Below are 19,539 nucleotides of genomic sequence, written 5' to 3'. Positions count from 1 at the left end.
CAAAAAATTATGCCTCCTTCCTCCTGTGATTACTTGGGGGTAACTATAACCTCTGGTAATTACGACGACAAAACTATTTAAGGCAGTTCCAACCGTGCAAATACAGGTTGAGGTTCCCCTAATTGTTGATTAGCAGGAAGTGTTCCCCAAGTTGTATGGGTAGAAAAGATTGTGGCATCGTTTATCAAATTTTTGTCGTTAAAGTTAATTGCAAATCCCAACTGATTGTATATTTCACTGCATATTTCAGGAATAATTGGTGCTAAAAGGTAAGCTGCTAGTCTAACTGATTCTAAAACGCTATACAAGATTTGTTCGACAGCTTGCTGCTGTCCTTGTTTGTATAATGCCCAAGGAGCCTGCTCGTCTATCAACTTGTTACTAGCACGAATTAAAGTTAAAATTGCTTCACAACCAGAAGTAAAAGCGAGATTTTCGTAAGATTGAGTTACGCGATCGCCTAAGCTAATACCAATCTTTTTCAATGGTTGCTCTGCTGCAATATCTTCACCCGAACAATTGGGAACTATGCCATTGCAGTACTTCTGCACCATTTTCAAGGTGCGGTTGAGCAAGTTGCCTAAGTCATTCGCTAAGTCTGCATTAACGATATGCACAAATCTCGTTTCATTAAAATCTCCATCTTGTCCAAATTCAATCTCCTTAAGAAAGTAGTAACGAATCGCTTCAGCGCCGTATCGTTCAATTAGATCCAATGGATCAATTGTATTACCAACAGTCTTACTAATTTTTTGACCATTTTTAGTTAAGAAACCATGCCCAATAACATGATCGGGTAGTGGCAAATTAGCTGATAGCAACATTGCTGGCCAATAAACTGCATGAAAACGCAATATATCTTTACCAATCAGATGTATATTTATTGGCCACCACTTAGATAAAGCATTATCTAAGGTAGGTTCACTATCTGGCTCCAGCAAAGCTGTCACATAAGCTAGTAAAGCATCAAACCAAACATAAATTGTGTGACTGGGATCAACTGGTATAGGGAAGCCCCAATCTAAATTTACCCGCGAAATGGAAAAATCTTGCAGCCCTTGTTTAACAAAGTTCAATACTTCATTGCGACGAGTTACTGGTTTGATAAAGTCTGGTCGCTCTTGATACAAAGATTCTAGTTGAGTTTGATATTTAGATAGGCGGAAAAAATAGTTTTGCTCATCACGCCACTCGGCTGCTTTATTGGGGTGAAGTGGACAGCGATGTTGATCTAGCAGATCGCGTTCTTCTTTAAATTCTTCACAAGCAACGCAATACCAACCTGTTTGTTGCCCCAGGTAAATATCGCCTTGTTCCCAAACGCGCTGAAAAAACTCTTTGACGATCGCTGCATGGCGAGGGGAAGTGGTGCGGCTGAAGCGATCGTACTGAATATTTAGCTTTTGCCAGAGTAATTCAAAACCAGCAGCAATTTGATCGCAATGTGCTTGAGGCGATCGGCCTGCTGCTTCTGCTGTACGCTGAATTTTTTGTCCGTGTTCATCGGTGCCAGTAATTAATAATACTGATTTACCACGCATTCTCTGAAACCTAGCCACCGCATCCGCCACCATTGTTGTATAGGCGCTGCCAATATGGGGTAAATCGTTGACGTAGTAAAGCGGCGTTGTTATAGCGAATGTGTTGTTACTGGTACTGGTTAAACTCATAAATAGCCAAAAACACCCCTGAAACTTCTTTTCATTTATAATGCAGGGTTCCGATTATGTATTTTAGTTGCAATTTTGCTTACTGCGATAAACTTATGAACTAAGAATCTATCCCAAAAGTAGCTTGAAGAGATTTTTCACCACAAATCAAGCAAGAGCATTGCTGCAAACTTACCGACTGGAACGGGACATTTATACCAAAGGAAAATTATGCAGTAAAATAAAAATATCTATCTTAAGGGATTTTTAATTTGAAGTAAATAGTTTTTAATAAATTGTAGTGAAATCTCACAAATAATTTTCTGTTACTGAATTATAAAAAAATGTATTTTGATAGTCCTTTACAAATTTCTAATTTAGCGCTCACAGCAATGGGAACCCGTATGTTTGTGTACTATCAGGATCGCGTTCCTATGGGCAGCCCTGTCTTGCTGGTGAGTAACCATCGCAGCTTTATGGACCCACCGCTATTAATGGCAGCGATTAAGCGTCCAATTCGCTTTGCTTGCCATCATTATATGGGACAAGTACCAGTAATGCGGGATATGGTTAATTTCTTGGGTGCTTTTCCCCTAGAAAAACCTGAACATCGACAGCAAAGTTTTTTTCAGCAGGCAACTGAATTATTGCAGTCACGTCAAGTAGTTGGAGTATTCCCAGAAGGTACTCCCCCAATGGTAAAGTTTACTAAACCTAATACTATGGGAGATTTCCAGCGAGGTTTTGCTCACTTAGCGATGCGTGCGCCCGTTGAAAATTTAGCAGTTTTGCCAGTTGCGATCGCATCTCAAGAAGAAGTTAACAATTCCGCGATACCTCTAAAGGTGCTAAGTTTCTTTGATCCATCAGAACCACTATTTGATCAAGGCGGTTGGCATCCAATGGTGATTTATCGCCGGACTTCGGTTTTGATTGGTCGCCCTTGTTGGATTACTCCACATAGTCGGGAACAATATCAAGGGAAACAAGCTAAAAAAGTTGTTGCTGATCTTATAGGTTACTGCCAGGAAGAGATTAGCACCTTACTAAGTCAAGGTTGTTATTGAAAGGTAGTTGTTTAATAGTTTAATTTGACCAACATACTTAACTACTTTTCAGATACATACTTAAAAAAGCAGTATTTAGTTATTAGTTAACAATGCCAGAAATACAAAGCCACCCGTGTTTTCTTACCCCCAAAAAATTAAATCCGACTTCTCCACTATTTGTATTTTTACCAGGATTAGATGGAACTGGTCAGTTATTGCGGACGCAAACTGCTGGTCTAGAAGTTGGTTTTGATATCCGGTGTTTGGCAATACCATCTGATGATTTAACCAATTGGGATGTGCTGACAGACCAGGTAGTAGCTTTAGTTGAAGCAGAATTGCTAAAACAACCCAATCGATCTGTTTACCTATGCGGTGAGTCCTTTGGAGGGTGTTTGACAATCAAAGTAGCGTTACGTGCGCCTCATTTGTTTGACCGAATTATTCTTGTAAATCCCGCGTCTTCCTTTAATCAACAGTTTTGCTTACGCTGGGGTTCATACTTAACTAATTGGGTTCCAGAATTTTTATATCGTGTTGGTGCGATCGGACTTTTAGCATTTTTAGCAAGTCTCGACAGGATAGCATCGAGCGATCGCCAAGCTTTATTTGAAGCTGTACGTTCTGTACCACAAAAAACCGCTCTTTGGCGAGTTTCTTTAGTGCGAGAGTTTGATGTTAACGAAACTCAGTTAAGTACAATCAAACAACCAGTTTTAGTAATTGCTGGTGCTGCTGACAATCTTTTGCCTTCTGTCGCTGAAGCTGAACGTTTAGTTAATTGCCTACCGAATGCAGAAATGGTAGTTTTACCAGATAGCGGTCATGCTTGCCTATTAGAAGCAGAGGTTAATCTCTACGAAATTATAAAATCCCAAAACTTTTTAGCAAATCGGGAGCATGATATGTATAGTATCCCGAATAAATTAGCGATCGGTTAATCAAAAATTTTTAGTAAATAGTTTACTTAATTTATTAAAATCTGTTATAATAGTTTTTCTAAGGGTGACTAGCTCAATGGTAGAGCATCGGACTCTTAATCCGTTGGTTCAGGGTTCGAGCCCCTGGTTACCCATCTTGTTGTCGATTGCCACATTATTTGTCGTCGTTGTCAAATTAATGTCGTTTTGACAAATTAGTGTCTTTTAAATAACAGTGACAAATTAAGCGTCTCTTTCTAACAGCCATTGGACAATTAGCTGCAATCTTACATACAAAGTTAAGAGTCCGATGCTCCTTTCAATCCATCCTATCATTTGTAATTTTTCAGAGTGTCTAACTGATCGCTTTAGAAAAATTTGCTTGCCTAAAGGTAACTTTCAACCCACCCCTAGTTGGGATGGTAGTTGAAACCCAGGCTTCAAATTAAATGGCGACTGGGCATCTAGCTTTCAACCCACCCCTAGTTGGGATGGTAGTTGAAACAGCGATCGCTACAACAGTTACCTGGAGGAGCTTTTAGAGGCGATTTTCGTAAACCTCTAAAATTTTCGCTTTCTATCTCCTGTATTTACAGGAGCAACCATCCCACAAAAATACTGAACTCAATATTTGATAAGGGATTTACAGTTTTCGTAAACCTCCCAGGAATTTTGACCCCGCTTGGGTTCACGAAAAAGAAAAATTAGGGTGGATTCCCCCTTGCTCGGAGGTGATTCAGTAGCCATCACTGTAGTAAACCCACACTCTTATTGCTGGGAGCGCACCTACCCCATAAAATTGAAGTATCAGTGTACTTCAACTTACAGGTTAATCATTCCTACAGCCGAAACCGTAGATATCAGCATCCGAGTGGACAGCTACTAGGGTCAGAAAGCACAACTGTCTGCCGACAGTTAAACTAACCCACACTTTTCACAGTTCAGAGGTTCTATTGAACATGACCTGTGGCGCTATTGATAATTCTATTCTATTGTCAAGGTACAGAATTTAGATTAGTTTCAAGATTTAGTGCGATCGTCATAGGCACTAATTGCCATTTCTTTAGCTTTTTCTTGAGGGCTACCACGAATGGGTTGTTGTCCTTCTTCTATGACAATACTTATTTTGGCAGCTTGAGCTTTGATATTGTCAATCAATCGTCCATAGCTCCACTGATGGACACTAATTTTGTACTGCTTGGCGTATTTTTCCTGTCCTGCGATATAACCTGGAATCTTTTGCTCTGCTTTGGCTTGAATTTCACTTTGGATTAATTCACGTATATCGCCTAGTTTTGGTAGAACAATACTACCTGCTTGATAGCTTTGGGCAAGTGTGACGAGAGCTTTTGCGAGTAAACGATCTACATATTCACCTAAGTCAGAATCACCAAATTGATTGGATCTTCCATTACTTTGAGCTTTATGGCGTTGATGAGATTGTTGTTGTTTACGTTTGCGCTGCTTATTTAGTAGTTCGTAATTATCTCCAAGCAGTTGTTTAAGACTACGATAAGTAATTGCTTTGCCTGTTGTCCCATCAACAACTGCTGCGGTGGCAGGTTTATCTAGTCCAAATGCCAAACCTACAAGAATATGAGGCTGACCTTGATAAAGGGGCTGACTAGGACGGGGATATGGGTTGTTAAGTCGAGCTAGTGTTGATTGTTGACGACGAATAAAGGCTTGCTGTCGGTCATTGAGATCGCCTTTTTTCTTCATTCTGGTAAGGGTTTTGGCGATATCTTCTGCTTTTTCCTGGCAAACTTGTTCTGTGCCTTCAGCCGTCCATAAACGGGTGTCTACGGTGCAGTAGAGGATGAGGTGATGAATATTCCAAGGTTCACCCTTATCTGTGCCTTCTTGCCAAGCAATTCTTCCTGAGCGCAGGGTGAAAAGACCGCTAGAATATTGATCTTTATTAGCTTTTTTGATTTCTTGATCTTCATAAAAGCGTTGAAACCATTTGAGTTGGCGTTGGTCGCAATAGATTTGGAAAATATGCTTACTCAAGCCACTGATTTGAACACAAAGACGACCTTTTTCGTTTTTACTCCAAGTTAAATTTTCGTTAGTCTCGTAGGCTACGGGGAAAGGAACAAGTTTTGATTCAGTTAGCAGTGTATCTTGCCAGGATTGAGCTTCTGGTTCATCTGCGGGGGCGGTGGTAGATGCGATCGCTAATGTTTCTAACCAGTTTTTCCCTGTTAAATCTCGACCTTTTGGGATGCGACTTTCTAGTTGCCGTCTTAAGCGTTCAATCTTAATTTCAACTTTGCGACGGCGTTTAGCAAATTTTTCTAAGTTTTCTTCAGGTTTTTTTGGGACTTTACTACCATTTTTGAGTAAATAGCAGATGACGCAGTGGGTAAGGATGTCGTCTGTTTCGTCGTATGTTTTCCAAAGTCTAGTAGAAACACTACCATCTTCAGAGGACAGGGAAGTAATAAGTTCGGCTGCGTTAGTGCGAATTACTTCTATAGATGTGTTACTTTCGGCAGCTAATTCTTCATCACTTTTGAGCATTCCTAACCAACGAATTTGCCCTTTTAGCTTTTGTTCTAGGCGTTGTTGAATTTTAAACCAAGATTTATAGATGTAGTCAACGACGGTAATTGCACTTGTATAAAACCGTCCAGGTTGATTTGTGAAGCGAGGGTCAGTTTTAAGAGGTTGGTATAGCTGCTTGACTATTCCATCCGGGAGCTTGCCCTTTTTTCTCCAGGTTTCAAAGTCTTGATGTTGAGCCATTCGCGCCAGTAATTCGTTAATTAAGGGCGTGTTCAGGTCTGCCATTAGTTTCCAGAGATGATGGCGGGTTGATTCACTTGCAACCAAACGACACTGAACGGTAATCTGACTCATACTTTTTAAACATTGATGTCTAATACGTACATATATGTATTATAACTGACCTCTGTAAAATCAGAGGTATGTCAGAAACATTTTTTAGCAGTAAGGAAACGGCTGAAATTACAGGCTGTAGTTTGCGCCAATTGCAGTATTGGCGGGAAAGGGGGGTTGTTGTACCTCCGATTAGTGCTACTGGAACGGGACGGAGTATTTATTACTCTCGTTCTGAGTTGGCTGAGTTGATAGTGATGGAATATTGGTTATCGGTGGGGTTGAGTTTTGAGGTGGCGGCTAAGGCGTTGCAGGCTTTGAAGCAGAAAGCACCGGATTTTTCAGATCCAGTGGTGCAGAAGCGGTTTATGTTGGTTTGGGATAAGGAAAAAAAGGATTTAAGCTTAGAGGAGTTTGAAAGGGAAGATGCGATCGCATCCTTAGATAAAGGTCAACCTGTGATTCCCATGTGGTTAGATCAGATTCATCACCAGTTAGCGGTTAAATTAGACGAGTCAACGGTGAAGTAAATAGCTATGAGCAATGAAGCCAACACCTGCCGCAAGTACGTCGAACCAAGGTTAGAGAATGCTGGCTGGAATACAGAACCACATGATTACACAGAGAATTATTATTTCACCGATGGCAAAATTAGACCAAGAAATCAGCGCAAACCTCGCGGTAAACGTAAATTCGCAGATTATTTGCTGTTATATAACGGGGAATTTCCGTTAGCGGTAGTGGAGGCGAAGCGGAAACGCAAAACACCTGATGAGGGACTAGAACAAGCAATAGATTATGCCAAGATTCTGAATGTCAAGTTTGCTTACTCTACTAATGGGAAAGGGATTGTTGAGTATGATTTCATCACAGGTAAACAGTCTGATGTGATAAACTCATTTCCCAGCCCTGAGCAACTTTGGCAACGGTTAACTGGGGAAGGTAAGGAGCAAATTAGAGAGGACATAGCAGAAAAACTGTTAACTCCTTTTTATCCAATACCAGATAAACCTCCGCGTTACTATCAACGGAATGCTATTAATGCAGCATTGGCAGCAATTTTCAAAGGTCAAAAGCGGCTATTGTTGACATTGGCGACGGGAACAGGTAAAACAACTGTTGCTTTCCAAATCTGCTGGAAGCTTTCAAGTATAGAGTGGAATGTTAACAGCGAACCTCGTTCCCCTAGAATTCTGTTTTTGGCAGATCGGAATGTGCTGGTAGATGACCCGATGAATAAGGATTTTTCTGCTTTTAATGAGGAGAAAATTCACAAGATTCAGGGGGAAGCTAAAAAGGGACGTGACTTATATTTTGCTATTTATCAAGCTATTGGCGATCGCGAAGATAGCTTTGGACTATACAGAGAATATAGTCGTGATTATTTTGACTTGATTATTGTTGATGAATGCCACCGAGGTAGCGCCAGGGATGAAAGTAACTGGCGGCAAATTCTAGAGTATTTTGAACCTGCATATCAGTTAGGACTGACAGCGACACCATTACGGGATGATAACATTGATACCTATCACTACTTTGGGAATCCGCTTTATACTTATTCGCTGAAACAAGGGATTGATGATGGTTTCTTAGCTCCCTATCGAGTTTATCGAATTACTACTCGTTCCGATCGGGAAGGCTGGCGACCTAATAGCGGACAAATTGACCGTTATGGGCGAACAATTCCTAATGAGGTTTATCAGACTCCAGACTTTGAACGAAGATTGGTTAGAGAGGTACGGACAAAGGCGATCGCCCAACACATTACTGATTTTCTCAAAAGTAGCGATCGCTATGCCAAAACGATTGTCTTTTGCGTGGATGAGGAACACGTTAAGGCAATGATTAAGGAATTACGCAACCTCAATAGCGATATTACCAGAACAAATCCTGACTACATTACGCGCATTACCTCTGATGCTGGTGAGGTAGGTAAGGGACATCTCTACAAATTTAAAGATGTCTTAAATGAAACTCACATTATTGCTGTAACTTCTAAGCTGCTAACAACAGGAGTAGATATTCCCACCTGTAAAAATGTTGTGCTTGCCCGTGTTATTCGTTCAATGACAGATTTTAAGCAGATTATTGGACGAGGAACCCGTGTGAAAGAAGAAAGGGGTAAACGGTCTTTTAATATCATCGACTATACCAATAGCACGGTGTTGTTTGAAGATAGAGATTTTGACGGAGAACCCGCGCTGATTAATGAATCAGAGATAGATGATCGGGGGGAAATACTTTCTCAACATGAGGAGGAATTGGAGCCAGCAGAATTAGAAGAAGAAACAGACGACTTGGAAGAAGATGAAAAATCAGGATTTCGGGGACTACCAGATGATGATGACGCACCACCTCGGAAATATTACGCCGATGGAGGAAGCGAAGAAATTGTTGAAGAAAGAATTTATGATTTAAACCCAGACAATCAACTGCGCTTGTCTCGATTAATTGACTATACCAGAGAGCAAGTTCGCACCTTGTATCGTTCCACTCTAGAAATACAGCAACGCTGGGCAGATCCAGAACAGCGTTCAGAGATTATTGAGTTGTTGGCAGATCGAGGGATTGATTTTGATGAGTTAAAACAAGTTACTAATTTTCCCGACGCTGACCCCTTTGATTTACTATGTCATATTGCTTTTGATGCTCCAGTGCTGACTTGCAAGCAACGGGCTGAAAGGTTGCGTCGTAGCAATGCTGACTTTTTTGAGCAATATGGGGAATATGCTAGAGCAATTTTAGAAATACTTTTGGACAAGTATGCAGAGAAAGGGGTTGAGGAGTTTAATATTCCGACAACTTTTAAAGCTAACCGCGAATTTGATAAATATGGCAATGTGGCTGAGATAGCTCAACGGTTTGGCAGTGTTCAAGAATTAAAAGAAGCTATTAAGAAAATGCAAAGCTTGTTATATTCCGCCTAAAATTACTTTATAAGTATTAGTGTAAATAAATTGAGTATGAGCCATGAGTAAAAATAAATCTAACAATATTCTTTTTAAAGAAAAATCTATGCGTTGGTTAATCGTTAAGTTACTATCTTTTTTGGGAATAGTATATTTACTATCCATATTAGTATTAGCTATAAAGCCTGACAATAGATTATCTATAACCGAGGTAGCAATATTTTTAATAATACTTCTTTTTAATTCAGAATTGGCTGAAAAAATAGAAGAAATATCATTTGGTGAACTTAAAGCTAAATTTACAGAAGTGAAACAAGAACAAGAGAAACAGAGAGCAGATATTGATACTCTCCAGTTTCTAGTTAATAGATTCGTTACAAAAGAAGAATTATCGCATCTCAAAAATTTAGCAGATGACAAAGCAGAAGCTAAATATTGGATTAATGATGAAGTCAGGAGGGAGCTAAGACATTTGAGAGGGTTGGGCTTGATAGAATCTTATCGTGGAAAATATATAGGTCAGCTACAACAACAAGTTAGCATTAAAGAATATGTTCGCATCACACCTGAAGGGCAAGCATATTTAAATATGAGGAAATCAGAATTAAGAGAGGATTCTTTAAAAGATGAATCCATGAAAAATGATAATCATGAATAAGATTAATAATCAAAAAATATTGTAAATCAATGCCCAAACGCACCACAAAACAAAACGATAAACCCGTGACTACAGCCCAAAAACTGGGTAGCGTGGTTAAGTCAGCGCGGGATATTATGCGGACGGATAAGGGTTTGAATGGAGAATTAGACCGTCTCCCCCAGTTGACTTGGATCATGTTTTTGAAACTTTTGGATGATTCCGAGAAACTGCATGAGGTGGAAGCAGAGTTAGAAGGAATATCCTATAAACCAACTATTCAGCCGCCTTATCGCTGGCGAGATTGGGCGGCTAATGAAAATTTTACGGGCGATCGCTTAAAAAGTTTCATCAACAATGATGAGGCAATTTTACCAGATGGCACGAAAGGAGCAGGTTTACTCGCCTATTTGCGGAATCTTAAAAGTAAAACGGGACGCGATCGCGCTGATGTGATCGCCAAAGTTTTCAAAGATGTCACTAACCGCATGATTAGCGGGACTTTGCTGTGGGATGTGCTGAATAAGGTAAATGATATTCACTTTGATAAATCAGAAGAAGTGAACCTCCTCAGCACCCTTTATGAGTCGATGCTGAAGGAAATGCGCGACGCTGCGGGAGATTCGGGAGAGTTTTACACCCCCCGTCCGGTAGTGCGCTTTATCGTGCAGGTGATGGAACCGAAACTGGGGGAGACCATTTTTGACCCTGCTTGCGGAACAGGTGGTTTTTTGGTTGAGGCGTATGAATACCTGAAAAAACAGTGTAGCGCCCAAGATTGGCAGATACTGCAAAAAAGCATTATTGGCGCTGAGGCAAAATCCTTGCCTTTGATGTTAGCGCACATGAGTTTGCTGTTACATGGGTTTGAATATCCCGATATTGATGATGGTAATAGTCTGCGGTTTACCCTTTCGGAGATGGGTGAAAAAGATTGGGTAGACGTAATTCTCACAAATCCGCCGTTTGGGGGTGAGGAAGAAGACAGAATAAAAAATAACTTTCCCCCAGATAGACAAACCAAAGAAACGGCGTTGTTATTCCTTCAGTTGATTATGCGTCGTCTCAAACAAAAACCAAAACCAGGACGCGCCGCAGTAGTATTTCCCAATGGGGTGCTATTTGGGGATAATACTTGCGCCAAACTCAAGGAAGATTTACTTAAGGATTTTAATCTGCATACCATTGTCCGTTTACCTAACGGAGTGTTTGCACCTTATACTAGCATTCCCACAAATTTGTTATTTTTTGACCGTTCTGGACAAACGGATGAGATTTGGTATTCAGGGGGCGACAAGCGCCCCCAAAGCCTAATGTGCTAAGGTTTTGGCGCTTTAGCGCCCAGCAGAAAATCGTCGGCTTATTGACAACAAGCTCTGAAGATAGAAAAACTATTAAGTTATGTTAAAAAGGAACGGTCTCGCACTTAACACGCATTCCACATCAAAAATGTTGCCATCATTTTATCAAAAATACCTGGAAAGATATTTCAAGCCAGCACAATTAATTACCTTAAAGATGCTGGTGTGGTTATTACAATCTCACAAACAAGTACGAATAGAAAGACTCGCGGCTAACCTGCCATTGCCAATTTTAGAAAACAGTCGCCGTCGCCATATTCAACGTTTTTTATCTTTGGGTTCATTAAATATACTTGCACTGTGGCTTCCCTTAGTTAGAGAGATTCTTGATCGTCAACTTAAAGCTGGAACTCAGCTAATTATTGCTATTGATAGAACCCAATGGCGAGAAAATAATGTCTTGATGGTTAGCGCCATTTACCAAAAAAGAGCTTTTCCCATATTCTGGACATTGTTAGATAAAAAGGGTGCCTGCAATCTGGCAGAACAAAAACAAGTATTACGTCCGGTAATTCGACTGTTAAATAAATATAAATTAGTGATTGTTGGAGACAGAGAGTTTCAGAGCATAGAACTAGCCCAATGGTTACATCGTCAGCATCTGAGCTTTGTACTCCGTCAAAAATGTAACACAACTTTTCGCGAGAAAAGACAAAAGTTTCAACCGTTAAGTAATATTCCTATTCAACCAGGTATCCGTTTATTCTATCCTCATATTAGTTTAACTCAAAAAAAAGGTTTTAATCGTTTCAATTTGGCAGCTTATTGGAAACGGAAGTATAAAGGAAAACAGGAGAAAGAGCCTTGGTATTTATTAACCAATCTTCCTTGTTTGAACAGTGCTACTAACATCTACAAGCAACGTTATGGTATAGAAGCTATGTTTAAGGATTGTAAAACTGGAGGCTATAACCTTGAGGATTCCCAAACCTCACCTGATCGATTAATAAAGTTAATTCTTTTAATAGCTTTAGCCATGACTTCCGCATGGTTACATGGTCAAAGGATACAAGCTAAGGGACAACAAAAATATATTTGTCGTCTAACTGAAAAAGGTAGAACCCGCAGAAGACATAGTAACTTTTGGATTGGTTTATACGGGGAAACTTGGTTGGTTAGTTTTCATGAGTGCCAACCATGGGTAGAGGAAATGCTTAACCTTATTGCGAATAAAAAGCCATTTTATCAAAGAGGCTTAAGAGCCGTAAACCTTATAGACCAGCCGCTTTAGCGGCGTGGTCGCCCCCTGAAGATTTGGTACTATGAGTTACCTTTACCAGAAGGACGGAAAACTTACACCAAAACTAAGCCGATACAGGATGAAGATTTTGTTGAATGTGTGGCATGGTGGAAGAATCGAGAAGAGAATCGCCAGGCTTATAAGTATAACTTTCGGGAAGCTTATAATCAGGCGATAAAAGAAGCAACGCCTCATTGGGATGCTGCTAAGAAAGCAGAGGAAACAGCTAATAAGCTTGCAAAAACAGTTAAGGAATTAGCTGAGAAAATTCAATATTTACAAAATTCCATTTTGGACTTTTCGCCACCGAAAGAAGTTGCACAGATTAAAAATAAGATTCAGGTAGTCAAGGATGAGGTGAAACAGGCTCAAATTGAGGAGCAAATTCAGCGCGAAATTGCTAAAAATGAGAAGGCTAAAGGGGATGCTATTTACTGGGTAATTTATAATCTTGACCGCAAAAATCCGAATAATCAGCAGGATTTTGAGCATTTACCGCCTGAACAGTTAGTGGCTGATATCTTAGATAAGGATAGGCGTGTAGCTGAAATTATGGCAGAGATTAAGCAAGTTTTGGCTGGGAATTGAAATGAGTAAAGCTATGTATATGATGCCGCTGAGTAAAGTTTTGACGCGGCGTAAGTATGAAATTGATATACAGGAAATAGATAGTTATACACGCATTACTATACGAATGAATAATCAAGGTATCTTGATACGTGATCGCGTTACAGGAAGTGAAATAGGTACAAAAAAACAATTTATTATTAAAGCAGGTCAGCTTGTTTTATCTAAAATTGATGCTCGCAATGGTGCTTTTGGAATTGTACCAAATGACTGTAACGGAGCAATTATAACAGGCAACTTTTGGGCTTTTGATGTAAATCATGAACTGCTCGATATTCAGTATCTAGACTATTTAACAAAAACGTCACTTTTTACTGATTTCTGTATTAGGGCAAGTGACGGAACTACAAATCGTTTATATTTACAAGAATCAAAATTTCTTTCCATGCAAATTCCCCTACCACCACTAGAGGAACAACGGCGGATTGTGGCGCGAGTTGAGGAACTGGTGGGGAAGATTGAGGAAGCGCGATCGCTACGTCAACAAGCAAATGAAGAAACTAATATGCTTTGGAGAGCGATCGCCAAAGATATTTTTACACATTTAGCTCAAACAGTTAAGGAACCTCTACGCCAGTTAATTACAGTACAAGGAGGTGGCACTCCATCTAAAGAAAATCCTTTTTTTTGGCAAGGTTCAATTCCTTGGGTATCACCCAAGGAATTGAACCAGGTGCAGTGTTAATTGTTGTACGGGGTATGATTCTTGCTCACACTGTTCCTTCAGCAGTTCTAAGAGTACTAGCCGCTATTAATCAAGACATGAAAGCTCTACTTCCTAAAGAAGATATTAAACCTGAGTTTTTATGCTATGTTCTTTGGGCGTTCAATGATTCACTTTTAGAGTTAGTAGAAAAATCTACACATGATACAAGGAAGCTAGAAACATCAAAGCTATTAAATTTTCAAATTCCAGTTCCGTCTCTTGCGGAACAAGATCGCATCGTTGCCTACCTCAATCAACTGCAAACCAAAGTAGACACGATGAAACGATACAGAGAAGATGCACTAAAAGAACTTAATGCCTTGTTACCTTCTATACTTGGCAAAGCCTTTAATGGGGAACTGTGAGAAAACTGGCTTGAGGCTCAATTCTCAACAGCCTCATCAGTTATTTGTATCTATTATTATGTTAGTTAACGCTTTACAATTACTATTGTGAGCCTCATTGTTACAGTTCCGACTATTAACGATAAAGCAAAAGATTTTGACCGCTTATTTCAACTGTGGACACAAGTTCAAGAAAATACAAAGGAAGTAATTTTTGACTTTTCCCAGTGTTTCTTTTTACGACAAAATGCAGTTGCATTTTTGGGTGGTTTAGCTCGACTGATTGAGTCACGCGGCGGTAAGGTCATCTTTGACTGGGACACAGTGAAAAATCATGTTCGTATGAACCTCAAACAAAACGGATTTATGTATGCCTTTAACAGTGGAGAGGAACCTTGGCAAGGAAACTCCATTCCCTACAGAGAAGACCGATATCAGGATATAGATGGTTTAACTCACTATCTAGCAGAACAATGGCTAGGTAAAGACTGGGTTCACATCAGTGATTTATTAAGGTCTGTGATTGTATCAACTGCTTGGGAAATCTATGCCAACGCTTTTGAACACGGTCGAACAGAAATTGGTGTATTCAGTTGCGGACAGCACTATCCCAATCTAGGCGAACTCAAACTGAGTGTAGTTGACTTTGGCGTAGGAATCCCTCAAAATGTGCGCGATTTCCAGAAAAATCCCAACTTGCCAGCAGACCAAGCATTGCAATGGGCATTTCAAAAGGGGACTACTACTAGGGGTGGACGAGTGACGGGTGGTATTGGTCTTGACTATTTAAAACAATTCGTTCATATAAATAAGGGAAAACTTCAAATACTAAGCAATGATGGATGTGCGACAATAGATAAACAACAGGAAGTTTACGAAAAGAGACCAAGTTTTTTTGGAGGAACACTGGTAAATATTACACTCTTGTGCGACGAATCGTATTATGCTTTGGAGCTTGAACCAGATGACGAGCCGTTGTTTTAAGGGTAATGTACGGACTATGAAACACGAAATCCGAACCCTAATAGGCAAAAACTGTATTACACCTGGCGATGGTCAGAAAGTGTACGATTTAGTGCATCCAGAATTATTAGCTCTTCATGAAGTTGAGCTAGACTTTGCAGGAGTAGAAATTGTTGCTTCCCCGTTCTTTAACTTTGCTATTGGACAGTTACTTCGGGATATTGAGCCAGAAACGCTAAATCGCCTGCTCAAGTTCTCCAATCTAAATACAGTTGGTAAGCAAATACTCAAGCTAGTAATCGAAAATTCAAAACGGTATTACTCCGACCCTGATTTCCGTAATAGAGTAGACCAAGTTATCAGCGAACAAGCAAATACACAGTAATGCCAGTCAACTACACAGTTCAGGCTGAAGTGGTTAATATCCGGTCTGACGCTCCGAAAAATAATGATATTTTCTTAGTAGATACAAACGCCTGGTATTGGTATACCTATACTAATGCCAGTATTTCATCTCATTCTTATCAGATTACAGAGTATCCTTCCTACATTGCCAAAGCCATTTCTGCTAACTCATTGCTTTTATACTGCGGTCTTTCATTGGCAGAATTAGCACACAACATTGAGCAGACACAAAAAGAAATATTTTCCTCTACCTTGAAAGCTAAGGAATACCGCCATAATTATCCAGCAGAAAGAGCTAATGTGATTGCTGAGATTCAAGCTTCTTGGAGCCAAGTTACATCTATCGCTGTTTCAACTGATATAACAGTTAATGAAACTATTACTAATACTTGTTTAAATAGGCTTCAAACTCAACTGCTTGATGGCTACGATTTACTAATTCTTGAAGCAATGGACAAAGCAGGAATTGTTCAAGTAATTACTGATGATGGTGATTATGCAACCGTTCCTGGTATTAAAGTTTTTACCGCAAATTTGAATGTAATTTCAACTGCAAGGAACCAAAGCAAGCTTTTAGTTCGCTAAACATGAAATACAAAAATGTTCGTTGGGTAATATTCAAATTGGTAGAATGAGCTTCTAACTAAACAAGTTCCTTGTGAGATTTGCTCATCTCTGCAAACGTTGTAAAACAACGATGACACCATCCATCTGCCCATAAAGCTGGAATCTTAAACCTTGCCTTACAATTTGGGCATTCCGATAACAAAGTTAGCTTGTGCCGATCGCATCTCTGCGTCGTCTTAAACTGCCACTCAATCTTGTGACAAGGAGACTGGGCATAACAAGATCCGCACAAGCGAATTGGTTCATGCTTCATCCCTACCCCTTCAGGCGGTAACATCTCCCGCAAGCGATCGCTATCCACCTGAACCACCTTCGCTAGTGCTTCCAACTCCTTGCGTGACGGAAATGGATTGAGATGAAACTTTTCCCAACGTGCTACAACAGCACCAATTCCCGCCTCTTTCCCTAACATTGAAGCAGATAAATCATTTTCCCGTCGAAACCTTCCTAGAAAATGACTTAAACTTTCTCCTTCTAGTGGTGCGATCGCAAATAACCAGGGTTGAATCTCATCCATCACTTATACTCCTGCGCCACCTCTTTCAAAGTATCCCGATCAATCTTCGTCAATCCCTGCTCTAAAGCCCTGATTCCTGCTTCGCGTAAAATCATATCCATCAACCCGATATAGCCCCCTGTCGCTTCTCCCAGAATCTTTAACATGGGCTTACTACCCAGATTGGACGGTACAGGTAAACGCAAGACATCTTGTTCCCAGATCTCTACTGTTTCCTTAAACTTATTTCCCTTTAACTGACCAAAATGATATGAAGCACGGAAACGGTTATAAACCTGTTCATCTCTCTTAATCACAGTATCGAGGCGATCTGTTCCTACCAAGACTACAGAAATACCCAAATTATCAAAAATATCCCGCACATCAGCGAAAGTCTTGGGCTTTAACCGATCTGCTTCATCAATAATCAACATTTCTACACCGCAGCGTTTAAGAACCTGTAGTGTCCTACTGCGAATTTCCCCTACCGTTCCCTTGACCATATTGTATTTTAGATGCTCAATAATCACCCGAAATAACTCTCCTGAACTACATTCTTGCGGAGGCTGAATATACACTACAGGTACAATTGGCGGTTTTCCTACCTCTTGAATTGGTCTATGCCTTAATCTATAAGAATCACAAGCTACAGTCTTTCCTGTTCGCGACTCACCTACAACTCGACAAGATTGACGCGATCGCCGCTTTCCTTCTAACCAATCATGGAGTTTGCTAACCTGCTCCAACTCTAAAAGAGTTTTGCCTCTTAATCGTTCAATTTCCGCTTGTAATTTGGCATCTAGAGACTTGATTTCTCCTAATTGTTCGGCAACAGATTGAGCTTTATTTTCTGCCATGATTACCACCCATAATCCTCTTTTAACTGGTCATAATTCAATACCCTGGGTTTCTTTTTAGGTACTGGCGTATCTTCAATCTCTGGTTCTGGTTCAACCTCAACAGGCTGGGATTTCGAGACAGCAGAGTGTAATTGTTTTTGTTCTTCTTTCTGTCGTTCCTTCTTGGTCTTTTTCTTGGCAACAAAAATATCTCTGTCTCGTACTTCCTCCAAAATCGAATGATTACTAATCGTTTTCCCTTTTTCCCGAATCTTCTGATTACTTGCCTTAACTTCTTCTAGCGATACTTGTTCTGCCTCTAACCCAGTCGCATACGCCCTAGCTAAAAATACTTCTTTATCTTTTTGCGGTTGATAAACCAGCACACTGGTAATATCTCTAGGGTCATAGCGCAAAACCACCCGTTCCCCTGCATATCCTGCTAAATGCTCACCTTGATACATCAAATTCTCAAATCGGATATAACCCTCTCGGTAAATCGAGCGATTGGTTTGCTTCATCAAACAAATATCTAAATCTCGCTCACCAATTAAATCTGGTGTCGCTAATAAACCTGCTTCCCAACGCTGATAGCGCGTCTGATCTCCCATGCGCTTATCAATCCGTTGATTGTAGTTATCTACGATGTAGCGAACAATCCGCTTTTCTAGTTCAGGTAAAGTTAAACAAGCTTCCTTTTCCGCTTGTTCTGGACGTTGCTGCACATTTGAGCCAACATATCCAGGTAATCCTGCAAATAACTCTGTATTCAAAGTCCCAAACGGACGCTCAACCACACCACCTTCACTAGGGCGATCGCGTAATATGCAAGTAAAGCCTAACTGTACGCCAATTTGCTTTAAGTGTTCCGAGCGAAAATCTTTACCACCATCTGTAAATAAGTATTCTGGTTTGCCATACGTCCCCCATTGGCAATGCAACTCATACTCAGTCCCATAGTTTTTGGGTAACATCGCATGACGCAACGCCAACGCTACTAATTGAGAACTTGGCGCATCAAACCCCACGCGAATGCCCAGAATGCAGCGTGAGTATGTATCAATTACAGTTGTCAACCAAGGACGACCTATAATTTCTCCCTCTATATCAACCACTAGCACATCGACCCAAGTATGGTCACACTGCCACACATGGTTGCTGTACTCCACCGAAATATCATCACCTGTGCGGGTTTTCACCGATAACTGTGAACCTCGCCACCCTGGAGTGCGAACTCCTTTCTTTTGCTCTTGCGCCTCAATCAAGGGCTGTAATACTCGATAAACGGTGCGGTAGTTGGGATAATCTTCGTCTCCTAATTCCTTAGCTCTAACTTCTACCCTCAAAGCCACCTGCTTGCGGGACATCCGCTTACTACCCTTATTGCCGTCGCGATAGGTTTTGATAATAAAGTCTTGCCAATCTTGAGAAATCCGATGCCTACCTTTATCCACTCTCTGTGTGCCAGTTAAGGCTAATAAACCTTCTGCTTCCCACTTTTGTACCAATCGCTGCACCGTTCTTACTGACTTGCCAAGCTTCTTGGCAGCATCTTTGAGACGTTCCCCGTAGGTTTGGCGATCGCACGGTTCCAGCAAACTCTCAATAATTTCTAGCTTCAGTTTCGCCTCATGCGAGAGTTCGGTCACAATTCCAGAGGCATTAGGGTTATCTGTCGCCATATTCCAACATTACTGTTTAATTGCAACATAGTACAATTATACTGGTAATGACAAACAATCTGTCAAAGATGATAAAAATCTTAATTTCCAAACTTGGACATTTAATTTGTCAATTTCCCAAGATAAGACATTTAATTTGTCAATTAGTATTCAATGAAGTGAAAGATGCTAAAATAGCCTGTAATCTATGATTCGTGAGGATTACAGGCTTAAAATTTATCATGTCAATTAATTTGACAAG

Annotated in this window: 17 protein-coding genes, 1 tRNA gene and 1 pseudogene; 14 read left to right on the top strand and 5 right to left on the bottom strand. The window is 40.3% G+C overall.

The genetic code is table 11. The features are described from left to right. Positions 1-77 precede the first annotated feature (77 nt). Positions 78-1,670 carry a methionine--tRNA ligase gene (gene metG, locus CRI9333_RS12685; protein WP_015203568.1) on the bottom strand — a complete coding sequence of 531 codons (1,593 nt, stop codon included), beginning with the start codon at positions 1,668-1,670 and terminating at the stop codon, positions 78-80. Positions 1,671-1,993: 323 nt separating this feature from the next. Between metG and CRI9333_RS12680 the strand changes: the two genes are divergently transcribed. From CRI9333_RS12680 to CRI9333_RS12670, 3 genes are all read left to right on the top strand, one after another. Beyond that, positions 1,994-2,716: a lysophospholipid acyltransferase family protein gene (locus CRI9333_RS12680; protein ID WP_015203567.1), complete on the top strand. Its 723-nt coding sequence runs from the start codon at positions 1,994-1,996 to the stop codon at positions 2,714-2,716. A 92-nt stretch (positions 2,717-2,808) separates the two neighbouring features. Continuing rightward, positions 2,809-3,639: an alpha/beta fold hydrolase gene (locus CRI9333_RS12675; protein WP_015203566.1), complete on the top strand. Its 831-nt coding sequence runs from the start codon at positions 2,809-2,811 to the stop codon at positions 3,637-3,639. A 62-nt stretch (positions 3,640-3,701) separates the two neighbouring features. Next, a tRNA-Lys gene (locus CRI9333_RS12670) sits at positions 3,702-3,773 on the top strand. Between the two features lie 865 nt (positions 3,774-4,638). On the opposite strand, the gene cas12k is transcribed toward CRI9333_RS12670, so the two are convergent. Continuing rightward, positions 4,639-6,483: a type V CRISPR-associated protein Cas12k gene (cas12k, locus tag CRI9333_RS12665; RefSeq protein WP_015203565.1), complete on the bottom strand. Its 1,845-nt coding sequence runs from the start codon at positions 6,481-6,483 to the stop codon at positions 4,639-4,641. Positions 6,484-6,551: 68 nt separating this feature from the next. Between cas12k and CRI9333_RS12660 the strand changes: the two genes are divergently transcribed. From CRI9333_RS12660 to CRI9333_RS12610, 11 genes and pseudogenes are all read left to right on the top strand, one after another. Beyond that, positions 6,552-6,992, top strand: coding sequence for a MerR family transcriptional regulator (locus CRI9333_RS12660; protein ID WP_015203564.1), 441 nt, complete (start codon positions 6,552-6,554; stop codon positions 6,990-6,992). 6 nt (positions 6,993-6,998) lie between these two features. Further along, positions 6,999-9,389: an EcoAI/FtnUII family type I restriction enzme subunit R gene (gene hsdR, locus CRI9333_RS12655; RefSeq protein ID WP_015203563.1), complete on the top strand. Its 2,391-nt coding sequence runs from the start codon at positions 6,999-7,001 to the stop codon at positions 9,387-9,389. A gap of 43 nt (positions 9,390-9,432) precedes the next feature. Continuing rightward, on the top strand, positions 9,433-10,029 hold the full coding sequence (locus tag CRI9333_RS12650; RefSeq protein ID WP_015203562.1) for a hypothetical protein: 597 nt from the start codon (positions 9,433-9,435) through the stop codon (positions 10,027-10,029). Positions 10,030-10,058: 29 nt separating this feature from the next. Then, positions 10,059-11,291: pseudogene (locus CRI9333_RS12645) on the top strand (N-6 DNA methylase); the annotation flags it as partial. Positions 11,292-11,457: 166 nt separating this feature from the next. Continuing rightward, on the top strand, positions 11,458-12,600 hold the full coding sequence (locus CRI9333_RS12640; RefSeq protein ID WP_041226039.1) for an IS4 family transposase: 1,143 nt from the start codon (positions 11,458-11,460) through the stop codon (positions 12,598-12,600). Positions 12,601-12,708: 108 nt separating this feature from the next. Then, positions 12,709-13,197 carry a hypothetical protein gene (locus CRI9333_RS25705; protein WP_071881124.1) on the top strand — a complete coding sequence of 163 codons (489 nt, stop codon included), beginning with the start codon at positions 12,709-12,711 and terminating at the stop codon, positions 13,195-13,197. Between the two features lies 1 nt (position 13,198). Continuing rightward, positions 13,199-13,921: a restriction endonuclease subunit S gene (locus CRI9333_RS12630; RefSeq protein WP_015203560.1), complete on the top strand. Its 723-nt coding sequence runs from the start codon at positions 13,199-13,201 to the stop codon at positions 13,919-13,921. After that, positions 13,882-14,307 (top strand): restriction endonuclease subunit S, encoded by a 426-nt coding sequence (locus CRI9333_RS12625; RefSeq protein ID WP_015203559.1) that lies wholly within the window; start codon positions 13,882-13,884, stop codon positions 14,305-14,307. The genes CRI9333_RS12630 and CRI9333_RS12625 overlap by 40 nt, the downstream gene beginning before the upstream one ends. A gap of 87 nt (positions 14,308-14,394) precedes the next feature. Continuing rightward, positions 14,395-15,270 carry an ATP-binding protein gene (locus CRI9333_RS12620; RefSeq protein ID WP_015203558.1) on the top strand — a complete coding sequence of 292 codons (876 nt, stop codon included), beginning with the start codon at positions 14,395-14,397 and terminating at the stop codon, positions 15,268-15,270. Between the two features lie 16 nt (positions 15,271-15,286). Beyond that, positions 15,287-15,634 carry an STAS-like domain-containing protein gene (locus CRI9333_RS12615; protein ID WP_041226037.1) on the top strand — a complete coding sequence of 116 codons (348 nt, stop codon included), beginning with the start codon at positions 15,287-15,289 and terminating at the stop codon, positions 15,632-15,634. Then, positions 15,634-16,239, top strand: coding sequence for a hypothetical protein (locus CRI9333_RS12610; protein ID WP_015203556.1), 606 nt, complete (start codon positions 15,634-15,636; stop codon positions 16,237-16,239). The genes CRI9333_RS12615 and CRI9333_RS12610 overlap by 1 nt, the downstream gene beginning before the upstream one ends. A 58-nt stretch (positions 16,240-16,297) precedes the next feature. Here CRI9333_RS12610 and CRI9333_RS12605 read toward each other — a convergent pair whose 3' ends face one another. Genes CRI9333_RS12605 through CRI9333_RS12595 form a run of 3 tightly spaced genes read right to left on the bottom strand, consistent with a single transcriptional unit; the run spans position 16,298 to position 19,298 of the window. Then, positions 16,298-16,798 carry a TniQ family protein gene (locus CRI9333_RS12605; RefSeq protein WP_015203555.1) on the bottom strand — a complete coding sequence of 167 codons (501 nt, stop codon included), beginning with the start codon at positions 16,796-16,798 and terminating at the stop codon, positions 16,298-16,300. Next, positions 16,798-17,634 carry a TniB family NTP-binding protein gene (locus CRI9333_RS12600; protein WP_015203554.1) on the bottom strand — a complete coding sequence of 279 codons (837 nt, stop codon included), beginning with the start codon at positions 17,632-17,634 and terminating at the stop codon, positions 16,798-16,800. The genes CRI9333_RS12605 and CRI9333_RS12600 overlap by 1 nt, the downstream gene beginning before the upstream one ends. Before the next feature lie 2 nt (positions 17,635-17,636). Further along, positions 17,637-19,298, bottom strand: a complete 1,662-nt coding sequence (locus tag CRI9333_RS12595; protein ID WP_015203553.1) for a Mu transposase C-terminal domain-containing protein — start codon at positions 19,296-19,298, stop codon at positions 17,637-17,639. Positions 19,299-19,539: the final 241 nt, after the last annotated feature.

It is taken from the genome of Crinalium epipsammum PCC 9333 (assembly GCF_000317495.1).
GTDB classification, from domain to species: domain Bacteria; phylum Cyanobacteriota; class Cyanobacteriia; order Cyanobacteriales; family PCC-9333; genus Crinalium; species Crinalium epipsammum.
Note: the sequence above shows the minus strand (reverse complement) of the source record. Positions and strands in the feature narration are given on the sequence as shown.